9 protein-coding genes are annotated in these 23,716 nt (G+C 68.4%); 2 read left to right on the top strand and 7 right to left on the bottom strand.

The annotated features are described in order from the left end of the window. Positions 1-5: 5 nt before the first annotated feature. The 5 genes from QMX81_RS02325 to purL all read right to left on the bottom strand — a co-directional run bounded on the left by QMX81_RS02325 (position 6) and on the right by purL (position 18,105). Positions 6-1,226, bottom strand: coding sequence for a type II secretion system F family protein (locus QMX81_RS02325; RefSeq protein ID WP_282258220.1), 1,221 nt, complete (start codon positions 1,224-1,226; stop codon positions 6-8). 37 nt (positions 1,227-1,263) lie between these two features. Further along, a complete protein-coding gene (gene gspE / locus QMX81_RS02320) occupies positions 1,264-2,991 on the bottom strand; it encodes a type II secretion system ATPase GspE (protein WP_282258083.1) in 1,728 nt (575 codons plus the stop codon). 126 nt (positions 2,992-3,117) lie between these two features. Beyond that, positions 3,118-4,971: a S8 family peptidase gene (locus QMX81_RS02315; protein WP_121042855.1), complete on the bottom strand. Its 1,854-nt coding sequence runs from the start codon at positions 4,969-4,971 to the stop codon at positions 3,118-3,120. Positions 4,972-5,128: 157 nt separating this feature from the next. Next, on the bottom strand, positions 5,129-13,771 hold the full coding sequence (locus QMX81_RS02310) for an ESPR-type extended signal peptide-containing protein (RefSeq protein ID WP_282258072.1): 8,643 nt from the start codon (positions 13,769-13,771) through the stop codon (positions 5,129-5,131). A 449-nt stretch (positions 13,772-14,220) separates the two neighbouring features. Then, positions 14,221-18,105, bottom strand: coding sequence for a phosphoribosylformylglycinamidine synthase (purL, locus tag QMX81_RS02305; protein ID WP_282258070.1), 3,885 nt, complete (start codon positions 18,103-18,105; stop codon positions 14,221-14,223). Between the two features lie 294 nt (positions 18,106-18,399). Here purL and QMX81_RS02300 point away from each other — a divergent pair, with 294 nt between their 5' ends. Next, entirely contained in the window at positions 18,400-20,508 is a 2,109-nt protein-coding gene (locus tag QMX81_RS02300) for a glycosyl hydrolase family 18 protein (RefSeq protein WP_282258068.1), read from the top strand. A gap of 90 nt (positions 20,509-20,598) precedes the next feature. Here QMX81_RS02300 and QMX81_RS02295 read toward each other — a convergent pair whose 3' ends face one another. Together QMX81_RS02295 and xerD are read right to left on the bottom strand one after the other, a co-directional pair. After that, a complete protein-coding gene (locus tag QMX81_RS02295; RefSeq protein WP_152152435.1) occupies positions 20,599-21,378 on the bottom strand; it encodes a thioredoxin fold domain-containing protein in 780 nt (259 codons plus the stop codon). A gap of 104 nt (positions 21,379-21,482) precedes the next feature. Then, positions 21,483-22,460, bottom strand: coding sequence for a site-specific tyrosine recombinase XerD (gene xerD / locus QMX81_RS02290; RefSeq protein ID WP_282258060.1), 978 nt, complete (start codon positions 22,458-22,460; stop codon positions 21,483-21,485). 71 nt (positions 22,461-22,531) lie between these two features. On the opposite strand from xerD, the gene QMX81_RS02285 reads away from it, so the two are divergent. Further along, positions 22,532-23,008, top strand: coding sequence for an RDD family protein (locus tag QMX81_RS02285; RefSeq protein ID WP_259462191.1), 477 nt, complete (start codon positions 22,532-22,534; stop codon positions 23,006-23,008). The last annotated feature ends 708 nt before the right edge of the window (positions 23,009-23,716 follow it).

Below are 23,716 nucleotides of genomic sequence, written 5' to 3'. Positions count from 1 at the left end.
GCCGGTCAGCCGATGGCATTGGTCAGGTCGTACAACGGCACCAGCACGGCCACGATCACCAGGCCGACCACCGAGGCCAGCACCAGGGTGATCACCGGCACCAGCGCCGACAGCAGCCGGTCGATCGCGCGCGCGCTTTCCTGTTCGAACGTATCGGCGGTCTTGAGCAGCATCGTATCCAGCGCGCCGGATTCCTCGCCGACCTGGATCATCTGCAGCGCCAGGCGCGGGAAACGCTTGCCACGCGACAGCGACGCCGACAGGCCGTTGCCGTTCTTGACCTCGTCACTGGCGGCATCGACATCGGCGGCCAGCGCGCGGTTGCTCAGCACGTTGCGCGCGATGCCCAGGCCGGACAGCAGCGGCACGCCGTTGCGCAGCAACGTGCCCAGGGTACGGGCCAGGCGCGCGGTTTCCAGCTTGGCCAGCAGCGGGCCGATGCCGTTGCGCTGCAGCAGCCAGCCGTCCACGGCCAGGCGCGTGGCCGGTTGCCGCAGCCGCCGCTCCACCACCAGCGCGATCACCGCAGGCACCACGATCATGATGATCCAGCCTTCGCGCACGACCAGGCCGGCAGTGAGCACCCACTGGGTGAACCACGGCAACGCGACATCCAGGCTTTCGTACATCAGCGCGAACTGGGGCACCACGTAGCCCAGCAGGAACAGCAGCGCACCGCCGACCACCGCCAGCAGGATCGCCGGGTAGATCAGCGCATTGATGACGCGGCCTTTCAGTTCAGCACTGCGCTCGAGGTAATCCGCCAGCCGCTGCAGGGTGTCATGCAGGCTGCCACCGGCCTCACCGGCGCGCACCATGTTGATGTACAGCCGCGAGAACAGCCCGTGCTGGCGTTCCAGCGCGGTGGAGAGCGGCGCACCGCCGCGCACGATGTCGCGGATGTCGGTGACCACCCGGCGCGTGCGCTCGTCTTCGGGCAGTTCCAGCAGGATGCTGAGCGCACGGTCCAATGGCTGCCCGGCACCGAGCAGCGTCGCCAGTTGCTGGGTGAACTGCACCAGCCCGCCGCCGTCGAACGGTTTGCGGCGCAGCAGCGCCGCCCAGGACGACGCCCCCGCGACACCCTCGCTGGCCAGGCGCGCCTCCATCGGCATGTGGCCCTGGTCCTGCAGGCGCGCGGCAACCTCGGCTTCGCTGGCCGCTTCCATCTGGCCATCGAACAGTTCGCCATGCGCGTTGAGCGCCTTGTAGCGGTACTGGGCCATGCTCAGCCGCTCACCGGGTGCCGGCCGCATGCGCGCATCAGGATTCCTCCGTCACGCGCAGTACTTCTTCCAGCGTGGTGTGGCCCTGCAGGGCTTTGGACAGGCCATCCTCATACATGGTGCGCATGCCGGCCGCGCGCGCGATCTGTTCGATCTCGCCCATCCCGGCGCGACGCATCACCGCGCTGCGCAGCGCATCGTTCATCACCAGGAACTCGACGATGGTGGTGCGGCCGAGATACCCGGTGGGCGCTATCGCCGAGGGCTGTGCGCGGTACAGGAAAATCTCCCCCTCCGGCTGCAGCCGGCGCAAGCCGAACTTGTCGATCTCTTCCGGCGAGGCACGGTAGCGCTGCGCATGCTGCGGCTCCAGCCGGCGCACCAGACGCTGGGCGAGGATGCCGTTGATGGTGGAGGTCAGCAGATAATCTTCCACGCCCATGTCCAGCAGGCGGGTGATGCCACCGGCGGCGTTGTTGGTGTGCAGCGTGGAGAGCACCAGGTGGCCGGTGAGCGCGGACTGGATCGCGATGCGGGCCGTTTCCAGATCGCGCATTTCGCCGATCATGATGATGTCCGGATCCTGGCGCACGATGCTGCGCAGCGCATTGGCGAAATCCAGCCCGATCTGCGGTTTGGCCTGGATCTGGTTGATGCCTTCGATCTGGTACTCGACCGGGTCTTCGACAGTGATGATCTTGACGTCGGCGGTATTGAGCTGGCTCAGCGCGGTGTACAGCGTGGTGGTCTTGCCCGAGCCCGTGGGGCCGGTCACCAGCAGGATGCCATGCGGCTGCTCGAGCACCTTGCGGAACTGCGGCAGGAACGCCTCGGTGAAACCCAGCCGATGGAAATCGAACACCACCGTGTCGCGGTCGAGCAGGCGCATCACCACGCTTTCGCCATGCGCGGTGGGCACGCTGCTGACACGCAGATCGAGCTCCTTGCCCTGCACGCGCAGCATGATGCGGCCGTCCTGCGGCAGGCGGCGTTCGGCGATGTTGAGCCGCGCCATGATCTTGATGCGGCTGATCACCGCGGCGGTAAGATTGACCGGCGGGCTTTCTCCTTCGATCAGCACGCCATCCACGCGGTAACGCACTTTCAGGCGATTCTCGAACGGTTCGATATGGATATCCGAGGCGCGCAGTTCCACCGCCCGCTGGATGACGAGGTTGACCAGCCGGATCACCGGCGCTTCGGAGGCCAGATCGCGCAGGTGTTCGATGTCGTCGACCGCAGCGCCCTCCCCGTCGGCGGTCTCGATGATCGCGCCCATCGCGCTGCGGCCCTGGCCGAACCAGCGCTCGATCAGATCGTCGATCTCCGAGCGCAGGCCCACGTGCAGCCGCACCGGCAGGCCCACCGCCAACTGCACCGCATCGGCCGCATACGGGTCCTGCGGATCGGACAGCCACAGATCGAGCACGCCGTCCTGGAGTACCAGCGGACAGACATGGAATTGTTTGAGGAAACGCAGCGTCAGCGGCAAGCCATCGAGCAGCGTTTCGGGCGGTGCCTCCGGCACAGCCTTGGCATCGAGCAAAGGCAGGCCGAGCACCTCGGCACAGGTCTGTGCATGGTCGCGTTCGGAGACCAGCCCCAGCCGCACCAGCAGACCGAGCAGGCTGCCGCCGGACTCACGGTGCAGCGGACGCGCGCGGGCCAGGTCGCTGTCCTTGAGCCGACCTTTCTCCAGCAATACCCCGACGATGCGGGATTCTGCGGTGGCTTCTGCAGTGGGATCCTGGGCAACCGCGTTCAAGAACATTCTCCTGGCAACCGCTGCGACTTTAGCAGTTCACTGCGATCGTACGCGGGATTGCACGCGGTCCAGATGTAAAAACGGGAGCCCGTCACATGACGGACTCCCGTTGGGGTTTTACCGGTCTTACTGGTTGGCGAGGATGCTCACACCGCTGAACGCGGACTCACCGACCACCTTGATGTAATACGTGCCGGCCACCGGTGCAGTGAAGCGCACCGTTTCACTATTGCCCGGACGCGTGGACTTGGCATCGAACGCCGTCGCGGTCGGCTCCTTGCCCTGGCTCACATACACCGACACATTGCCGCTGCCACCGTAGGTGAGCAGGCTCAACACCTTGCCGGCCTGCGCCTCGAAGCTGTACAGCACTTCGCTGCCACCGGCGCCGCTCAGGCCGCCCACGGCCACTTTGTTGGTCAGCGGCGTGGCCACCGGGCCGCAGTTCTCGGTGCACTCTTCTTCCAGCGCCTTGTCCAGGGCGGCCTTGGCATCGACGATGCCGGTGCCGATCGGGGTGGCGGTCGGGATGGTGACCGGGAAGGCCCGTGCGGTCTGCTTGAGCAGGGCTTCCAGCGCTGCCGGGGTGAGTGGATCCTTGCCGGCCGCCGCGACCGCGCCCTGCACCAGCGCTGCCACCGCCGCGACATGCGGGGAGGCCATCGAGGTGCCGGCCATGCCCATGTAGCTGTAGGCGCCGGAGGTCGGCGTGGTCAGGCCGTTGTAACCGGACTGCCACACGTAGCCGCCCGGATTGCCGTCCACGCTGCCACCGCCGCCCGGGCCGGACAGGTCCACCACGGTGCCGAAGTTGGAGTAGTAGGCGATCCCACCGGTGATGCGGGTGGCGCCGACCGCCACCACGTTGGCGCAGCTGGCCGGCCGGAAATTGGACGCGTTGGAAGCCGAGTTGCCGGCGGCGACCACCACGGTGGTGCCGCGCGACACGGCACCATTGATCGCATCCTGGTACAGCGCATCACACGCGCCGCCGCCGCCCAGGCTCATGTTGATGACTTCGGCCGGATTGGCGTTGGCCGGGATGCCGGCCACCGTGCCACCGGAGGCCCAGGTGATCGCATCGGCGATGTCGGACAGGTAGCCACCGCACTTGCCCAGGACGCGGACCGGCAGCACGCGCGCCTTGTACGCAACGCCAGCCATGCCCACACCGTTGTTGGTCGACTCGGCGATCGTGCCTGCGACGTGGGTGCCGTGCCAGGAGCTGTCATCGGCCAGCGAGCCGGCATAGCACTCGTTGTCGTTCTCGACCCAATCACCGTAATCCAGCGCACCCGGCACGCGCTCGTCGGTCGGACGGCGCGAGGTTTCCGCATCGCTGATGAAGTCGTAACCGGCCAGCAGATTGCCGGAGAAGTCCGGATGCTGCGGCAGGATGCCGGTATCGAGCACCGCCACCACCACGCCTTCGCCCTGGGCGATGTCCCACGCCGCCGGCGCATTGATGCCGCCGGTGGCGCTGTTCAGATGCCACTGGTACTGCGCGTAGTACGGATCGTTCGGCACGAGCTGCGGGGTCGCGTCGCGCGGGCGCACATCGGTGCGCTGCAGCTTCACGTCCACTTCGGCGTACTGCACCGAGGGATCGGCCTTGATCTCGGCCAGCACCTTCTGCAGTTCGGCCGGGCTCAAGCGGCCCTGCAGGCGGATCAGATCGGCCCCGACACCGAGCTTGCGCACGATCTGCGGGTTCACGGCACTGGCACGGCCGGCGGCGGAGCCACCGACACTGGCGCGGGCGACCGCCGACTGCACGGCCGTCAGCTTGGCCGAACGATCCGTGGCCGCAGCGGTGCCGGCGCGGTACTTGACGATGATGCGCTCTGCGCCTTGGGCGGCAGCCGGCTGGCGCACCGGCTCCTTGGCCGGCAGGCCCGCTGCATAGGCGCTGGCGCCTGCGGACAACGACAGCACGGCGGCTGCCAGCACATTGATGCGAAGGTTCTGCTTACTGGTCACGTTGACGTCCTCTTCAAGGTCATGGATCAAACGACTGTTCAGGCCAACACTCCATGCGAGCTCCCTGGCCGGCCCTGGCCAGGGTTCCCGTGACCCGCCCCCTCAGGCCTTGCATTGCGTTGCAGCGGGGCCGCGCACGGCCCCGCGTTGGAACGGCTTACCAGCCAAAGCCGGCGCCCACGCCGACCGAGCTGTCATCACTGCTGAAGGCACCGCCCAGGGTCACCGTGGCGCGCTCGCTGAGGGCGCGCTGGTAGCCCAGCGAGAGCGCCGATTCGCCGCCCTGGAAGCCGACGCCGACACCGACGCGGTTCTGGGTACGCACACCGGCGGCACTGGTGGCCATGTTGAGCATGGCCGCGCTCATCGCGCCCTGGCGATCAATGCGACGGTCCTGGTGACGCAGGCGCTGATCGATCTCGCCCTTGTAGATGTCGAAGCTGTCGGCCATCGAGGTGAAGCGCTGGTCGGTGTAGCTGTTGGCGGTCGCGATGCCGCCATCCAGCTGGCCCTTGTTGACCGCATCGGTGGCCTGCGTACCGGCGGCGACGTTGGCGACCTGCCGCTCGTTGCCGGCACTGCCGACCGAGACCGTGTCGGCGCGGTCGGCGACCGAGCCCTGGCCCAGCGCGACCGAGTTGGCGGCTGACGCGGTGGCGCCCTGGCCGATCGCTGTGGCCGATGCGCCGCTGGCTACCGCACCGTCCCCCATCACCACCGCATTGACGGCGGCAGGTGCGGCAGTCGGCACGTTGATCGGCTGACTGCTGCCGACATTCGCAGCGGTCGGCGCCCCTTGCACGCTGGCGACGGCGGTGTCGCTGGCGGCAGTGACGACGCTGGCCTCCGGCGCAGCGCCGGTGTCCGGCTCTGCGCTGGTGTCCGCTGCCACCCTGGCGGTCGACAGCGACGCCGTGCGTGCACGCGCACTGCTGCTGCCGCCAGCAACCCGCTGATCGAGATCGCTGACCTTGCGGTCCAGCGCGCCAAGTGCATCGCCGACATTGCTGTACGTCGCGCCCTGGATTACATAGTTCGGCGCGACAAACACGCCCTGCATGCCGACGCTGGCACCGCCACCGAGGAAGGTGGCGACATCGGTGAGCGATTGGAACAACTGCCCACCGTTGATGGCCTGGCGGCTGCCGGACGCGATCGAGCCGCTGCCGACGTTGTCCAGCGTGGTGCCCTGCAGACCCGACAGGGTCAGCGTGTCGCGGCTGCTGTCGTCATAGGTCAGCGCATTGGCGGTGACGTTCTCGACCGAGCCGATGCGAGTGTCGATGTCGCCCACCTGGGTTTCCACCGCGCCGACCCGCTGGTTGGTGGTGTTGAGCTGGCCGCCGGTTACGGCATCCGTGCTGCCCGCGGCGATGCGACCGGCACCGACATTGACGATGCGGCGCGTGGCCGGGCCGTCCGTGCCGTTGCCGCCACCGACCGACACCACATTGGCTTCCACCGCGCGCGAACCGGCACCCAGCGCCACCGCGTTGGCACCGGAGACACCTGCCGCCGAACCGATCGCGATGCTGTTGGCCCCGTTGCTGGCGAACGCACCGTTGCCGATCGCCACACCGTTGGTCGCATTGGTCGATGCCTGGCGGCCCAGCACGGTGCTGTTGGCACCGCGTGCCGAGGCATCGGCACCGACCGCCGTGGCCCCGGTCGCCGAGGCGACGGCCGCGGTCCCCAGCGCACTGCTGCGTGTCGCACTGGCGGTGGCACCGGAGCCGGCGGCAAGTGCGTCACTGCCGCTGGCCGTGGCGACACCGCTGCCGCTGGCCTGGAAGTGCTTGCCGACCGCATCGGCAGTGGCAGCGACCGAATCGAGCTGCGACTTGGTCACCGCGTCACTGCCATTGACCGCGTCACCGACATTGGTGATGCGGCGCGTGGCCGGGGCGGTGGTGCCGTTGCCGCCGCCGACCGAGACCACATTGGCCTCGCTGGTGCGGGCACCGGCGCCGAGCGCAACGCTGCCTGCGCCACTGGCCGACGAACTGGTACCGACCGCCGTGGCGTTCAGGCCGCTGTAGGCGTAGCTGTCCTGGCCGATGGCCGTCGCGCCCTGCGAGGTTGCCCACGCCAACTGCCCTACCGCGGTGGTGCGTGCGGCGGTGGCCCAGGCGTTGGAACCGGCCGCGACGCTGTTGTCGCCACTGGCCTGCGATGCGTAGCCGATCGCATTGGCGTAGCTGCCCGACGCGGCACTGCCCCAGCCCAGTGCGGAGGCGTAATCACCACTGGCCTCGGCCCCGTAGCCCAGCGCCGTGGTGCGGACGCCACTGGCCGCGCTGAAGGTACCGACGGCGGTGCTGTAGTCACTGCCAGCCTCGGCGCTGTAGCCGAAGGCCGAGGACTGCAATCCTGCGGCAGTCGCGCCGGCGCCGGTGGCGGTGCTGAAGCTGCCCTCGGCCTGTGCGCCGGCGCCCAGTGCCGTCGCACCCACACCACTGGCGCTGGTGGCCTGGTCGAGCAGCACGTTGCCGTTCTCATCCTCGTAGTACAGCGCCCCGCCGATCGCGGTGGCCGAATCCGCCGTGGCCGAAGCGTTGAAGCCCGATGCCGAGGCATTGCGACCGGAGGCAAGCGAACCGCTGCCATAGGCCGAGGCCCCGGTGCCGAACGCGTTGGCGGCCTCACCCGCGGCGGTGGCATACGCACCGTCGACATAGCTGCCGACGTCGTCGCCGTTACCGCTGCCCGACGCCTGGAAGAAGCGGCTGGTGGTTTCGGCGACATCGGCGACTGCATTGAGCTGATCGACATTGACCGCGTCGGTGCCTTCCGTACCCGCGGCGACGTTGGTGATCTGGCGTTGTGCGGTGGCCGTGCCGACGGAGACGGAATTGTCACGGTCGGCGACGGACCCGGCACCCAGTGCCACGCTGTTCACGCCTTCTGCGCTGGCGCTGGCGCCCAACGCGGTGGCACTGCCTGCATCGGCCCACGAGGTCCAGCCGATCGCGGTGGCGTAGTCATCGGTCGCCCAGGCGCCTGCACCGAAGGCCGATGCCCCCGTACCCGAGGCGCGCGACGGCAGCAGACCGAAGAAGGTCGTGCCACCGATCGCCACGCTCTCATCGCCGGTGGCTTCGGAGTACTCGCCGACCGCCACCGCACCCGAACCGGACGCAGTCGAGGCCGCACCGACCGCTACGGCGTAGGCATTGGAGGCCACCGCACCATAGCCCAGCGCCGACGAGAGCTGGCCGGTTGCTTCGCTGTAGCTGCCGAAGGCCGAGGCACCGGCTTCGGACGCGCTGGCGCGGAAGCCATTGGCGGTCGCCTGCTGGCCCTCTGCGGTGGCCTGGCTGCCGGTGGCCGTGGCGTAGGCGCCCGCGGCCTGCGCGCCTGCACCCGTGGCAGTGGCGCCGATATCGCTGGCGCTGGCGCCGTTACCGATGGCGACGCTGTCTTCGCCGGTGGCCTGCGCGTCGCTACCCAGTGCTGCGGCACCTTCGGCGCTTGCCAATGCGTTGAAGCCGACCGCGGTGGCATTGTCGGCGATGGCGGTGGCGCCACTGCCGAGCGCGCTGGCGCCATCGCCGATGGCGTTGGCGGCCTCACCGGCAGCCAGCGCGTTGTCGCCTTCTACATACGCACCGGCATCACTGTCTGCGCTGCCGCTGGCCTGGAAGTACTTGCTGGTGGCCTCGGCGGTGGCCGCCACCTCCTTCAGCTGCGCGACGTTGACCGCATCGGTGTCGTCAGTACCGGCACCGACGTTGGTGATCTGCCGGTCGATGGCCTGATGCACCACGCCCGCCGCATCGGTCCAGGCCTGTGCGGCGCCCACCGACACCGCATTGGCACGATCGGCCAGCGAACCGGCGCCGAGCGCGACGCTGTTGTCGGCGTCCTTGGTGGTCCAGGAGTTGCTGCCGACCACGGTGGAATTCACCGCCTGCGCGTAGCTGTTGTAGCCCACCACGGTGGCACCATCTTCGGTCGCCCAGGCTTCACTGCCAATGGCAGTGGTCTGGATGCCCTGGGTCGCGCTGCCGGCATCCGCACCGGCCAGCGCATTGAAGCCCACGGCCACGCCATCCTCGGCGGTGGCGGCGTTGTTGCCCACGGCCACGCCGTACAACCCGGCGTTGGCCTGCACGCCAAAGGCGGCGCCAGCGATATCCGCACGCGTACCCTGACCCACGGCGGTGGCAACATCGGCGGCCTGCGTATTGCTGCCCAGTGCGGTACCGAAGAAGCCCGCGTTGGCGTTGGCACCGAACGCACTGGCCTGCCAGCCGTCCGCCGTGGCGAAGTTGCCGATCGCGGTGGACTCGCGCCCCAGCGCCCAGGCGCCATACCCCACCGCCGTGGCGGCCAGACCGCTGGCCTCGGCGCCAGCACCGACCGCGACGGCACCAAAGCCCTGCGACAGCGAGCCGCCGCCGATGGCGACCGACGCCGCACCGGACGCCGCACTCAGATCGCCGATCGCCACCGCGCCAGCGGCGCTGCTGTTGGCATTGCTGCCGATCGCCACGGCGTTGTCTGCGGTGACCGTGGCATTGAAGCCCAGTGCCGTGGATTCGTTGGCGATCACGGTGCTGCCACCGCCAAGCGCGGTGGCACCGTTGCCGATGGCGTTGGCGGCCTCACCGGCGGCCAGCGCGTTGTCACCTTCCACATAGGCACCGGCATCGCTGTCGGCGCTGCCACTGGCCTGGAAATACTTGCTGGTCGTCGCCGCCGCATCGGCTACTGCATTCAACTGGTTCACGTTCACCGCATCGGTGCCGTCCGTACCGGCAGCGACGTTGGTGATCTGGCGCTGCGCATCGGCACTGCCCACCGAGACGCTGTCGTCGCGGTCGGCGATCGAGTCGGCACCCAGCGCCACGCTGTTGGCGCCACTGGAAGTCGCTGCGTTGCCGAGTGCGGTGCTGTTCACGCCCGACGACCACGCCCCACCACCGACGGCCGTGGAGTAGTTGCCCGAGGCTTCGGTGGGCAGCAGGCCGAACAGCGCGCCACCGACGGCCACGCTGTTGGTGCCGCTGGCCAGGCTGCCCTGGCCGGTCGCGGTGCTGTACGCGCCGGAGGCTTCGGCATCGCCACCGAGTGCGACGCTGTTGGAGCCGGTCGCCTGCGCGAAGCTGCCCAACGCTGTCGCGTTGAAGGCGGAGGCCACCGCGTAACCGCCGATCGCGGTGGTGTAATTGGCAGTCGCTTCGGAAGCGAACCCGTACCCCGCGGAGAGCGTGCCGCTGACCACGCTTTCCGCGCCGACGGCCGTCGCACCCTCACCGCTGGCGCTGCTGAAGTAGCCCAGGGCCACCGACTCCTCACCGGCCGCGTCGGACAGTGCACCACCGGCCAGGCTGCCGGCGCCGGAGGCGACGCTGGCCGCACCCGTCGCGGTGCTCTGCTCGCCGGAAGCCAGACTCTCTGCACCAGTCGCCGTCGCGTACTCGGCGGTCGCCTGTGCGTTGGCGCCCGTTGCGCTTGCATTGGCAGCGCTGGCGACGGCGTTGAAGCCGACGGCACTGGCGTTGTCGGCCAAGGCGAAGGCGCCGCTGCCGATCGCCGATGCACCGGTGCCGGCTGCAAAGCTGCTCGAACCGACCGCGGTGGCGTAGTCGCCATCGGTCGCCGCGTTTGCACCGGCGGCCACACTCTCCTCGCCACCTGCGACGGCAACACCGTCACCGCTGGCCTGGAACCGGTCCGTCGCGGCGGTCAGCTGATCCAGATTGACGGCATCGCTGCCCTCGGTACCGGCGGCAACCTGGGTGATCTGGCGCTGCCGGCCATCGTTGCCGACCGAGACGGTGTAGGCACGGTCGGCGACCGAACCCGCGCCGAGCGCCACGGTATTGGATGCGCTGGCATTGCTGCCCACACCGATACCGATCGCGCTTTCCCCGCCGGCGACCACGTTGGTGCCGATGGCGATGCTGTTGATGCTGTTGCCCAAGGCCTGGAAGCCGACGGCGACGCTGTTGTCGCCGTAGCCGAAGGCACCGCGGCCAAGCGCGGTGGAACTGCTGCCGCGTGCCCAGCTGTTGTAGCCGATCGAGGTGGACCCGGTACCGCTTGCCCACGCCGACTGACCCACTGCCGTGGCGTTGGCTTCGGTGGCCCACGCACTGGAACCGAAGGCGGTGGCGCCATCGGCAGTGGCCCACGCGTACGCGCCGGTTGCCGTGGTTTCTTCACCGCTGGCGAAGGCGTTGTCGCCCTGCGCCACACTGTAATCGCCGGTGGCGCGTGCCTTGTAGCCACTGGCCAGGCTGTTGCTGCCAGTGGCCTGTGCGCCGCTACCGAACGCATTGCTGGTGGTGCCGGTAGCCTGTGCACCGGCACCGACCGCCACGCTGTCCGGCGCCGCGGTGGCACCGATCAGGATCGCATTGCCCTGGTCATCCACCAGCGGCTGGTTGTACTCGTCATACGCCTGGCCCAGGCCACCAATGGCCACGCTGCCGTTGCCGGTAGCGCTGCTGTTGCGGCCCAGCGCGACGGTGTCATCGCCGACCGCGGTCGCACCACCGCCGACCGCCGTTGCCCCGGCCCCCAGCGCATTGCTGGCTTCACCGGCCGCCAGCGCATCCTCGCCATCGGCGAATGCACCGACCGCACCGCTGGCCGCACCGTTCGCCTTGAACTGCGCCGAGGTTGCCGAGGCCGAGGTCGCAACCGCATCAAGCTGCGCCTTGTTGACCGCATCCGTGGCTTCGGTACCGGCCGCGACGCTGGTGATCTGACGTTCGTTGCCGACGTCACCTACCGAGACCGTGTTGTCCCGGGTGGCGGTGGAGTTGGCGCCGAGGGCGACGCTGTTCGCGCCGCGCGCAGTGCTGTAGAAGCCCACCGCCGTGCTCAGTTCACCGCTGGCCCAGGTCTCTGCGCCGAGTGCGGTGGCGCCCTCGCCCGGAGCGTAGGCAAAGTAGCCCACGGCCGTCGCTTCGGTGCCCGAGGCTTCGCTCAACGTACCGTTGGCCACGGCGTAATCGCCGCTGGCGATCGCACCGGCCCCCACCGCGGTGGCGGCTTCGCCACTGGCCTGGGTCTGCACGAAGAAGCCCAGGCCCGGCAGCAGATCCGCCGGCCCCCCGATGGCGGTACTGCTGTTGCCGGTCGCCACGCTCTGCGTACCGACCGCCGTGGAATAGTCGCCGGTGGCATTGGCCACCGCGCCGAACGCCGAGGCCTGTGCACCGGCGGCGTAAGCGCCCACACCATACGAGGACGATGCGAAGCCTGCGGCTTCCGCACTCGCGCCGACTGCGGTGCCGCCCACGCCAGCGCTGGTTGCGCCGGTATCGACCGGCACCCCGCCATTGGTGATCAGCGGGTTGCCGTCGGCATCCACCGCCGCCCCACCCACGGCCACGCTGCCCGGGCCATTGGCCTGCGCGTTGGTGCCGAAGGCTGCACTGTTCTGACCGGTGGCGCTGGCGTTGTAGCCGACGGCCGTCGCGTTCTGCGCAGTGACCGTGGCGCCGCTGCCGAGCGCGGTCGCGCCGTCGGCCAGCGCGTTGGATGCTTCACCGATCGCGGTCGCGTTGTCGCCTGCCGCAAGCGCACCGGCATCGCTGTCGCTGCTGCCGGTGGCCTGGAAGTACTTGTTCGTGTTGGCGGCGACCGCACCGACCTCATCGAGCTGTGCCTTGTTCACCGCATCGCTGTCTTCGGTGCCATCGGCAAGGTTGGTGATCTGGCGACGCAGGCCATTGTCCGCATTGCCGACCGACACCGTGTCGACCCGATCGGCGTACGAGCCGGCACCGAGTGCCACGCTACCCACCGCAACCGCCGCCGAATTCGCGCCGAGCGTCGCGCTGAAATCCGCGACCGCGACGCTGAACGCCCCCACCGCCACCGAGGCTTCGCCTGCGCTGGCCGCACCGCGGCCGAGCGAGGTGCTGCCCGGCCCGATGGCCAGTGCGCCGCCACCGATCGCGGTCGCACCGTCGGCGCTGGCTTCGGCCAGGCCACCGATCGCCGTTGCTGCGCCGTTCTCGCTGGCGGCCACCGCCGATGCACCCAGGGCGACATCACCCAGACCAAACGCTGCGGCGCTCTGGCCGAGCGCGATGCTGGCATCACCGAAAGCCATGCTGCCCTGCCCGAACGAGCTCGCCCCGAGGCCGACGGCCAAGGCCTCGCCGCCCACTGCGGTGGTCGCATTGCCGATGGCCTGGCTGCCGCGGCCCAGTGCCGTTGCGCCGTCGCCATCGGCGTTGGCACTGGCCCCAGCGGCCAGTGCACCCTCGCCATCGATCTTCGCCGCGTCGCTGTCGTTGCCGTCACCATCGGCCTTGAAATAGCGGGTCGCGCCTTCGGCAGCGACCGCAACCTTGTCCAGCTGCGCCTTGTTCACCGCGTCCGTTGCCGTGGTCCCTGCGGCCACGTTGGTGACCTGCCGTTCCTTGCCTGCGTCACCCACCGAAACCGTGTTGGCACGGTTGGTCTTCGAGCCGGCGCCGAGCGCCACGCTGTTCGCCCCGGAGGCGGTGCTGTTGCTGCCGATCGCGACCGCATTCGTGCCCGATGCCGTGGCGTTGCCATCGACCACGCAGCTGTCGACGATGCCGCTGTTGAGCACCAGGCAGTTCGCATTCCCACCCACTTCCACCGACTGCGCGTGCGCTGTCAGCGTGGCGCCTGCCGTGCCCAATCCGAGCGTCAACGCGATGGCGGCCGAGAGCAGTGCGGTGTTGCGTCCGCCAGAGGTTCGGCGTTGATCGATGACGACACCCGAGGACTGGCTGCTGGCCAATTCCGAGGCGACGACCATCTGCCCCAGTGCTTTGTTCCAGACCTTGCGATAAATCCGATTCATCGATGCGGCTCCTGATTAGGCTGGTTTTAGGCAAAGCGACGCCAACGCCGGACCGCGTGGTCCAACGTCCCCTGGGGGCGTTTTTCGCTTGATTTACTGCGTTGTGCGCAATGGCTGGCAGATACCTACAGCGTGCTCGCCATCCATGCGGTTACTGTGGAACTGAACGCTGTCGAAATGAGGATGCAGTGTTAACGTACAGTTTCAATAACGTCAAGACTTTGACGTTGATTTTCATATGACCGTGTCACGCGTCACAAAAACGCCGCGTTATTGCGCATTTTTGTTAGCTGCATGTGAGCAAACGATATAACGGATTTTCACGCTGTAACGCCGTGTAACTCATTGCTCCCGATCAGTTTGTGCCCCACACAAAAGAAAACCGCCGGACAGGCCGGCGGTTTCTTCACGCGATTTTCACTGCATCGATTTTGATGCGGTGCGCAGTATCAGCCGCACCATACTCTTGCGTTGCGGAACATCCGCAGCCACGGTGAATCACCGTTCCAGTCATCCGGATGCCAGCTGTGGTTGATCGCACGCGCGGTACGTTCCGGGTGCGGCATCATGATCGTGGTGCGGCCATCGGTGGTGGTCAGGCCGGTGATGCCGTCGGGCGAGCCGTTCGGATTCAGCGGGTACTGGGTGGCCACGTTGCCATCGCCATCGATGTAACGCAGCGACACGCGCGCCGCGGCCTGATCGATTGCATTGGCGAACACCGCCTGGCCTTCGCCATGCGCCACCGCCACCGGCAGGCGCGAGCCGGCCATGCCACGCAGCAGGATCGACGGCGATTCCACCACTTCCAGCAACGCGGTGCGCGCTTCGAACTGCTCGCTGCGGTTGCGGCGGAACTGCGGCCAGTGCTCGGCACCGGGGATGATGTCCTTCAGCTGGCTCATCATCTGGCAGCCGTTGCACACGCCCAAGGCGAAGCTGTCCTCGCGGGCGAAGAATGCGGCGAAGGCATCCCGCAGCGCGCTGCGCTCCAGCACCGAGGTGGCCCAGCCGCGGCCGGCACCGAGCACGTCGCCGTAGCTGAAGCCGCCACAGGCCACCAGACCGGTGAAATCGGACAGTGCGACACGGCCTTCGATCAGGTCGCTCATGTGCACGTCGAACGAACTGAAGCCAGCACGTTCGAAGACGTTCGCCATTTCGATCTGGCCGTTGACGCCCTGCTCGCGCAGCACCGCCACACGCGGACGCGCGCCGGTGTTGATGAAGGGCATCGCCACGTCTTCGCTGATATCGAAGGTCAGCTTGGGCTTCAGGCCCGGCGCGTTGAAGTTGCGCGCGATCGCACGCTCCTGGTCGGCGTTGTCCGGGTTGTCGCGCAGCTTCTGCATGGCGTGGGTGACCGACCACCAGGCATCGAACAGCGCTTCCCAGCGCCACTCGACCAGGCTTTCGCCCTGCAGCGAGACACGCACCACCGGGGCGGTGGTCGGACGCGCGATGCGCTGCGCGCATTCGGTCAGTGCATGACGCTCGACCAGATCTGCAAACGCGGCACGGTCTTCCTTGGCGATCTGCACCACCGCACCCAGCTCTTCATTGAACAGGCTGCGGAACGGATCATCGCCCCAGGCGTCCAGGGTGATATCCAGGCCCAGGCGCGAGGCGAAAGCCATTTCGCACAGCGCGGCAAACGCACCGCCATCGCTGCGGTCGTGGTAGGCCAGCAGCAGGCCGGCCTGGCGCGCATCGCGGATCAGTTCGAAGAAGGCACGCAGGCGCTGTGCATCGTCCAGATCCGGCACGGCACCGGCGAAGGCCGGCAGTGCGGAATGGTCGGCGTGCACCTGGGCCAGGATCGAGCCGCCCAGGCGCTGTTTGCCCGCCCCCAGGCCGATCAGCCACAGTTCGCTGTCGGCGTCACGGTCCAGCAGCGGGGTCAGCTGGCCGGTCGCATCGGCAACCGGCGCGAACGCCGAGATCACCAGCGACACCGGCGACACCGACTTGTGCGCCTGGCCGTCGGCCTGCCACTGCGCCTGCATGGAGAGTGAGTCCTTGCCGACCGGAATGCTCAGGTCCAGCTGCGGGCACAGCTCCATGCCGACCGCACGCACCGCGTCATACAGCAGCGCGTCTTCACCGTGATGGCCAGCCGCGGCCATCCAGTTGGCCGACAGCTTCACCGTTTCCAGTGCATCCACCGGCGCCGCACACAGGTTCGTGATCGCTTCACCGACCGCCATGCGCGCCGACGCGGCCGCGTCCAGCAGGGCCAACGGGGTGCGCTCGCCGATCGCCATGGCTTCACCGGCCACGCTGTCGAAACCGGCCAGGGTGATGGCAACGTTGGCCAGCGGCAGCTGCCACGGGCCGATCATCTGTTCGCGCGCGGTCAGGCCACCGACGCTGCGGTCGCCGATGGTGACCAGGAAGTTCTTCGAGGCCACCGAGGGATGGGCCAGCACGCGCAGACCGGCTTCATGCAGGTCCAGCCCGGCGGTCTTCAGCGCCGGCCAGCGCGGTGCCGCCGGGTGCACGGTGTCGCGATGCATCTTCGGCGCCTTGCCGAACAGCACGTCCATCGGCAGATCGATCGGGGCATCCGCCGGGGTATTGCCCACGGTGGCGCCGTACGCCACGACGAGCCGCTCTTCAGCGGTGGCGACACCAACGGCGGCGAACGGGCAACGTTCGCGCGCGCACAGCGCGGCGAACTCGGCCAGGCGTGCCTGCGGCACACCGAGCACGTAGCGTTCCTGCGATTCGTTGCACCACAACTGCATCGGCGACAGTGACGGGTCATCGGCGGGCACCTTGCCCAGATCGATCACACCGCCCACGCCGGAGTCATGCAGCAGCTCGGGAATCGCGTTGGACAGGCCACCGGCGCCCACGTCATGGAACCAGCGGATCGGGTTGTCCAGACCGAGCGCGACGCAGCGGTCGATCACTTCCTGGCAGCGACGCTCCATTTCCGGGTTGTCGCGCTGCACGCTGGCGAAATCGAGGTCTTCGGCGCTCTCACCGGAGGCCACCGAACTGGCGGCACCGCCGCCGAGACCGATCAGCATCGCCGGGCCACCCAGCACGATCACCGCATCGCCGGGCTGCAGGCGCAGCTTCTCGACCTGGTTCTGGTCGATCGCGCCGAGGCCACCGGCCAGCATGATCGGCTTGTCGTAGGCGCGGGTCAGGCCCTCGCCTTCGGGCAGTTCGAAGCTGCGGAAGTAGCCGAGCAGGTTCGGGCGGCCGAACTCGTTGTTGAACGCAGCGCCGCCGAGCGGACCGTCCAGCATGATGTCCAGCGCCGGGGCCATGCGCGGGTTCAGCGCGCGCGGTGCCTCCCACGGCTGCGGCAGGGTCGGGATGCGCAGGTGCGAGACCGAGAAACCGGTCAGGCCGGCCTTGGGCTTGCCGCCGCGGCCGGTCGCGCCTTCATCGCGGATCTCACCGCCCGCACCGGTGGCCGCACCTGGGAACGGGGCGATCGCGGTCGGGTGGTTGTGTGTTTCCACCTTGATGCAGAACGCCGAATCGACCACGGCCTCGCTGCGGTACTGGCCGGTGGCCGGATCCGGGCGATAGCGCGCGGCCGGGAAGCCGGCCACCACCGCAGCGTTGTCGCTGTAGGCGCTCAACGTGTGCTGCGGGGTCTGCTGGTGGGTGTTCTTGATCATCCGGAACAGCGAGTGCGACTGGTCGGCACCGTCGATGGTCCAGCTGGCATTGAAGATCTTGTGGCGGCAGTGCTCGGAGTTGGCCTGCGCGAACATCATCAGTTCCACGTCCGACGGCTTGCGGCCCAGTTCGCCGAAGCGCTGGCGCAGGTAGTCGATCTCGTCCTGGGCCATGGCCAGGCCGAGGCGGCTGTTGGCTGCCTCCAGATCTTCCAGGGCGATCCGTTCCAGCTCACCACGCGCCGGGGCGCTGAACAGCGCCTGCGCCTGGGCTGTCTCGGCCAGCACGGACTGGGTCATCGGGTCGTGCAGCGCGCGGATCACCGCTTCCTGTGCGGCCGCATCGGCCGGCCAGCCGGCCAGATCGATGCGCAGGCCACGTTCGACCCGGCGGATCGGCTGCCCGGCACCGCGGACCAGCTCGGTGGCCTTGCTCGACCACGGCGACAGCGTGCCCAACCGCGGCACCACGAAGCGCGATACCGCCCCGTCCTCACGCCCGGCCAGCGCCGGCTGGGCTTCCAGGATCCGGCTCAGGATCGCCGGGTCCGGGGCCGCATCGCCCTCGGTCTGGATGAAGTAGACATGCCAGGCACCGGTGATGCGCAGATCGGCGGCCAGGGACTGCAGGCGGGATTCAAGACGTTCGCGGCGGAACGGCGAAAGGGCGGATGCGCCCTCGAGGACCATCATGTCCGGGGAACCGTGGTTGGGAACGGGGCCCACTATTGTACCCAAGTCGGCCGCCCCGGCCCGGCCCGGGGGATCGGCCGGCCTGGGGCCGCGGACGACACCGTTCACACGCGAACCATCGACTGGTTCACGGATTGCATGTCGATTACATGACAACGTTATCACCACCTGGCCCAGCGCCAGGTGCCGTCCGTCCCCCACGTCGTTGCCGGCCTCTCTCACCGGCGCCCGGACCTGCTGCACGCATGCCGCCATCCCGGCGGCATGCGCACACCACCTGATCGGAGACCGACCATGCCAGACCCGATTGCGCGCCGTGCAGTGACATCGTTTTCCTCCCCCGCCCTGCTTCCGCGCCGACGGCGCTGGTTGCTGGCGCTGGCCTTGGCCGCTGCCGCCGGCACGCCCACACTGGTGCAGGCCGCGAACTGTACCGGGGCGCCCGAGTGGAATGGCGCGGCCATCTATCTGGCCGGCCAGACCCTGCAGAAAGGCGGCGTGCTGTACCGCGCCAACCAGGACATCTGGAACGCCCCCCCCGACCACCCGGCCGGTGCGCCCTACTACACCAACCTCGGTGCCTGCGATGGCAGTGGCAGCAACCAGCCGCCCAGCGTCGCGCTGACCTCGCCCGCCGCCGGGGCCAGCTTCACCGCCGGCAGCAGCATCACGGTCAGCGCCAATGCCAGCGATACCGACGGCAGCATCAGCAAGGTGGAGTTCTTCCGCGGCGGTACCTCGCTGGGCATCGACACCAGCGCGCCCTACAGCGTGGTCTGGAGCAATGCCTCGGCCGGCAGCCACACCTTCAAGGCGGTGGCGACCGACAACAACAACGCGGTGACCTCCTCGGCCACCGTCAATGTGACCGTCACCGCGGCCAGCAACGACACATCGCCCCCCAGCGTCCCGGGCGGACTGGCTTCCCCGTCCAGGACCGCCACGACGGTGAACCTGGCCTGGAACGCGGCCACCGACAACAGCGGCGGCAGCGGTGTGGCCGGCTACGACGTGTACCGCAACGGCAGCCTGGTCGGTTCGCCCAGCGCCACCCAGTACACCGATGGCGGCCTTACCGCGAGCACGGCCTATACCTACACGGTGCGGGCACGCGACAACGCCGGCAATGCCTCGGCGCAGAGCGGCTCGATCAGCGTGACCACGGCCGCCGGTGGCGGCGGGGGTAGCACCAAGCGGGTGATCGGCTACTTCACCCAGTGGGGCATCTACGGCCGCAATTACCAGGTCAAGAACATCGACACCAGCGGCTCGGCGGCGAAGCTGACCCACATCAATTACGCCTTCGGCAACGTGCGCAACAACCGCTGCGAAGTGGGCGTGACCCAGGCCTCCGATTCGAACACCGGCGTGGGCGGCGATGCCTACGCCGATTACGGCAAGTCCTTCGCTGCCGGCGATAGCGTCAGCGGCACGGGCGACACCTGGGACCAGCCACTGCGGGGCAACTGGAACCAGCTCAAGCAGCTCAAAGCCAAACACCCGAACGTGAAAGTGCTGATCTCGCTGGGCGGCTGGACCTGGTCGCGCGGCTTCTCCAGCGCGGCGCAGCCGGCCAACCGGCAGGCGTTCGTGGCCTCGTGCATCGATGCCTACATCAAAGGCAACCTGCCGGTGGCCGACGGTGCGGGCGGTGCGGGTGCGGCGCTGGGCGTGTTCGACGGCATCGACATCGACTGGGAGTATCCGGTGGCCTGCGGGCTGAGCTGCGGGACGCCGGCCGACAACGCCAACTTCACCGCGCTGCTGGCCGAATTCCGCCGCCAGCTGGATGCAGTGCGGCCCGGCCTGCTGCTGACGGTGGCCGTCGGTGCCGGCGTGGACAAGGTGCGCGTGACCGATCCGGCCAGCTACCACCCGTACCTGGATTTCATCAACGTGATGACCTACGACTTCCACGGCGCGTGGGATCCGCAGACCAACCATCACTCGGCCCTGTTCGATTCACCGGCTGATCCCTCCACCGGCGACCAGAAGCTCTACAACAGCAACGATGCGATGGAAGCCTTCCTCAGCCGCGGGGTGCCGGCCAGCAAGTTGAACCTGGGCATCGGCTACTACGGGCGTGGCTGGACTGGCGTGGCCAGCGGCAACAACGGGCTCTACAAGAGCGCCAGCGGCGCGGCACCGGGCACCTACGAAGCCGGTATCGAAGATTGGAAGGTGCTCAAGAACCTCAACTGGCCGGTGTACACCGACAACATCGCCAAGGCCACGTGGATCTCCAACGGCACCACGTTCTGGAGTCTGGATACGCCGGCCATGGTCACCGAGAAGATGGGCTATGTGAAAGCACAGGGCCTGGGCGGCGCATTCTTCTGGGAGTTCAGCGGCGATGATGCGCAGGGCACCCTGACCAAGGCGATCAGTGACGGCTTGAAGTGACACCGTCGCGCGGGACGCTGCCTCGCTGATCGAGCAGGCCGCTCCTCCGCTGACAGAAAAACGCCCCGGCCTGGCCGGGGCGTTCTGTTTTCAGCGGCTGCCGCCTGCCGAGACGCGCTCCAGCGCAGCCTTGAGCTGCGCCGGCGGCAGGTAGCCACCGAGCTGGGTGCCGTCGGCGGCGAAGATGGCCGGGGTGCCGTTGACGCCCATCTGCTGGCCGAGCTTGTACTGCATGGCCACCGGGTTGGTGCAGTTCTTCGGGGTGACGGCCTTGCCGGTCTTGGCGGCGGTCAGGGCCTGCTTGCGATCGGCCGCGCACCAGACCGAGATCATGTCGGTGTAGTCCTGACTGCCCAGACCCATGCGCGGGAACGCCAGATATTCCACGGTGATGCCGTTGCGGTTGAGCTCGGCGATGTCCTGGTGCAGCTTGCGGCAGTAGCCGCACTCGATGTCGGTGAAGACGCTGACGGTGTACTTGGCATTCGGCGCGGCGAACACGATGCGCTCGGTGTGCGGCACGCCATCGAGCAGCTTGCGGCGGTAGCTGAGCAGGCCCTGGCTGCTGACCGGCGCCTTGTTCTGGATGTCGTACGGCTGGGACTGCATCAGGTAGCGGCCGTCATCGGAGACATACAGCACCTGGCCACCGACCAGCACCTCGCGGAAACCGGCAAACGGCGCGGCCCCGATGAAATCAGGCTTGAAGGTGGGGTCCAGCTGCTGCAGCGCGGTACGCACGCGCTGGTCAGCATCACCGGCAGCGGCCGGGGTGGCGGCAGTGGTCTTGGCCGCCGGAGCGGACGGTTGCTGCGCGCAGGCAGACAGGCTGAGCGCGCCGAAGAGCGCCGCAATGGCAACACGGAGCATCGAGCATTCCGGTGTAAGGAGTCAGGCTGGATTCTCGCACAGCTGCCTGCTCACACAGCTGGACCGCAGTGGAACGGTGATGCGCGGCCGGGGTTGGCACCCTCTCAGCCGCGCGGGTGGTGCTTGGCGTGCAGCTTCTGCAGGTGCTCGCGCGCCACCAGCGTGTAGATCTGGGTGGTGGACAGCGAACTGTGGCCGAGCAGCATCTGCAGGGCGCGCAGATCCGCGCCCCGGTTGAGCAGGTGCGTGGCAAAGCTGTGGCGCAGGCCGTGAGGACTGATCCGGGCGGGGTCGATCCCGGCCAGCACCGCGTACGTCTTCACCAGCCCCCAGAACTGCTGGCGGCTGAGCGGGTGCAGCGAGGGCGTCAGGAACATCGGCACGGCGCCATCCTGCGGCGTCGGCACGTTGCGCTTGCCCGTGAGCTGCGGGCGCGATTCAGCCAGGTAGCGCTCAAGCCAGTGCTGGGATTCTTCCCCCAGCGGAACCAGCCGTTCCTTGCTGCCCTTGCCGGTCACGCGCAGCACACCTTGGCGCAGGTTCACGGCATTGGCCGGCAGGTTGACCAGTTCGCTGACGCGCAGGCCGGCGGCATACATCAGTTCCAGCATGGCGCGGTCGCGCAGCCCGAGCGGCGTCTCGATATCGGGGCTGGCCAACAGCGCATCGATCTGGCTTTCGGCCAGCGCCTTGGGCAGCAGCCGCGGCAGCTTGGGCGGATCCAGCAACGCGCTGGGGTCATCGCCGCGCTCGCCGCGGCGAACCGCATCGGCGAAGAAGGCCCGCAGCGCGGACAGCAGGCGGGCATTGCTGCGCGGCGACCAGCCATGGCGGGAGCGCCAGGCGAGGTAGTCGAACAGCCCGGCGCGATCGAGGCCAGCCAGCCCGCCGGCGGCGCCATCACGCCAGCGCGCGAGCCCTTCGAGATCGCGCCGGTAACTGTCCAGGCTGGCACGCGCGAGGCCGTGCTCGGCCCAGGCGGTGTCGAGGAAACGCTGGATGCGGACGTTGTCATCCTCGCGCAGCTCGGGCAGGTGCTGGATGAGCTGGCGACGCAGGGCGGGGGTGGTGGCATCGGACATGCGGACAGCATACGGAGCAGACCGTGCGTGGGCCATCGAACGCGGGCGGCGGGCCGGGTATGCTCCGGGTCATGACCGATACCGCGCTGTCGCCCCCCCCTGCTGATCGCCCTGCATCGTTGCTGCTGTGGCGGTGGTTGTCGCTGTTGTATGACGTCTTCCCGGCGCTGGCGCTGTGGATGCTGCTCGGTGCGGTGTTCGTGGCGGTCTACACGTTGAGCGGTCATGCGGAGCGCGAGAACATCGCGCCGTTCAGTGCGTGGCAGTGGGCGTTGTGGGCCTGCTGCTGGGTCGTGACGGGCCTGTACGCGACGATGAGTTGGCGCCGCGGCGGGCAGACGCTGGGGATGCGCCCGTGGCGGTTGCGGGTGGTGTCGCTGGACGGCACGGTGCCGACGCGCGGGCAGTTGTGGCGGCGCTATGCGGTGGGGTCGCTGTCGGTGTTGGCGGCCGGCCTGGGGTTCTGGTGGGCGCTGCTGGATCGGCAGCGGTTGACCTGGCATGACCGGGCCAGCGGAACGCGGGTTGTCCGGCTGCCGAAGCTCTGACGTGCTGACGCACTGACGCAACGACGCTCTAAAGCTCTGACGCTCTGACGCCTTACAGACAACGCGAAAAGCAGCGTTTCCACTCTCTCTGCGTTTGCGGAGAGGCGCACCCCATTTCTGGGCCCGCCGCAAGTCCCGCTCCGCGGCCCGGCCCAGCCGCTGGCGGCTGTGCGTTCGGTCGGATGCGAGGCAGTGCCTCGCAAGCCATCCGCCCTCACCCATGTAGCTCGTAGTGCGCCATCCATGGCGCACCACGGTCCTGAAATGGGCTGCGCCTCTCCGCATTGACAGATTGCGAAGTGCGGTGGGTGAAAGCGGATTTTTTGCTTGGCTGACGTTTCGCACTGAATACCGGCTCTCGCGATCGAGACACCTTCAGGAGCGCAACCTCCATCGCGCAGTCGAACCTTCGCTCAATCGATCAATCCCTTAGTCGATCAACTGCTCAGTCGCTTAGTCGCTCAGTCGCTCAGTCGCTCAGTCGCTCAGTCGCTCAGTCGCTCAGTCGCTCAGTCGCTCAGTCGCCAAGATTGAACACGAACACCGGCACTTCTCCAATCCATCAGAACGGGCGAAGCCCGGCTGCTCTCCCCTCCCCCACCAGCACACTGTCGGAGGCGCGGCGGGATTGCCAGGCCGGGACCGTGGGGGGGGCGGGGGGGGCGCGCCCGCCCCCCCCCCGGGGGGCGTTGGGGGGGCGCCCGGCGG

Source organism: Stenotrophomonas sp. PS02301, from assembly GCF_029959485.1.
GTDB lineage: Bacteria > Pseudomonadota > Gammaproteobacteria > Xanthomonadales > Xanthomonadaceae > Stenotrophomonas > Stenotrophomonas maltophilia_Z.
This window is presented reverse-complemented; position numbering and strand designations above follow the sequence as displayed.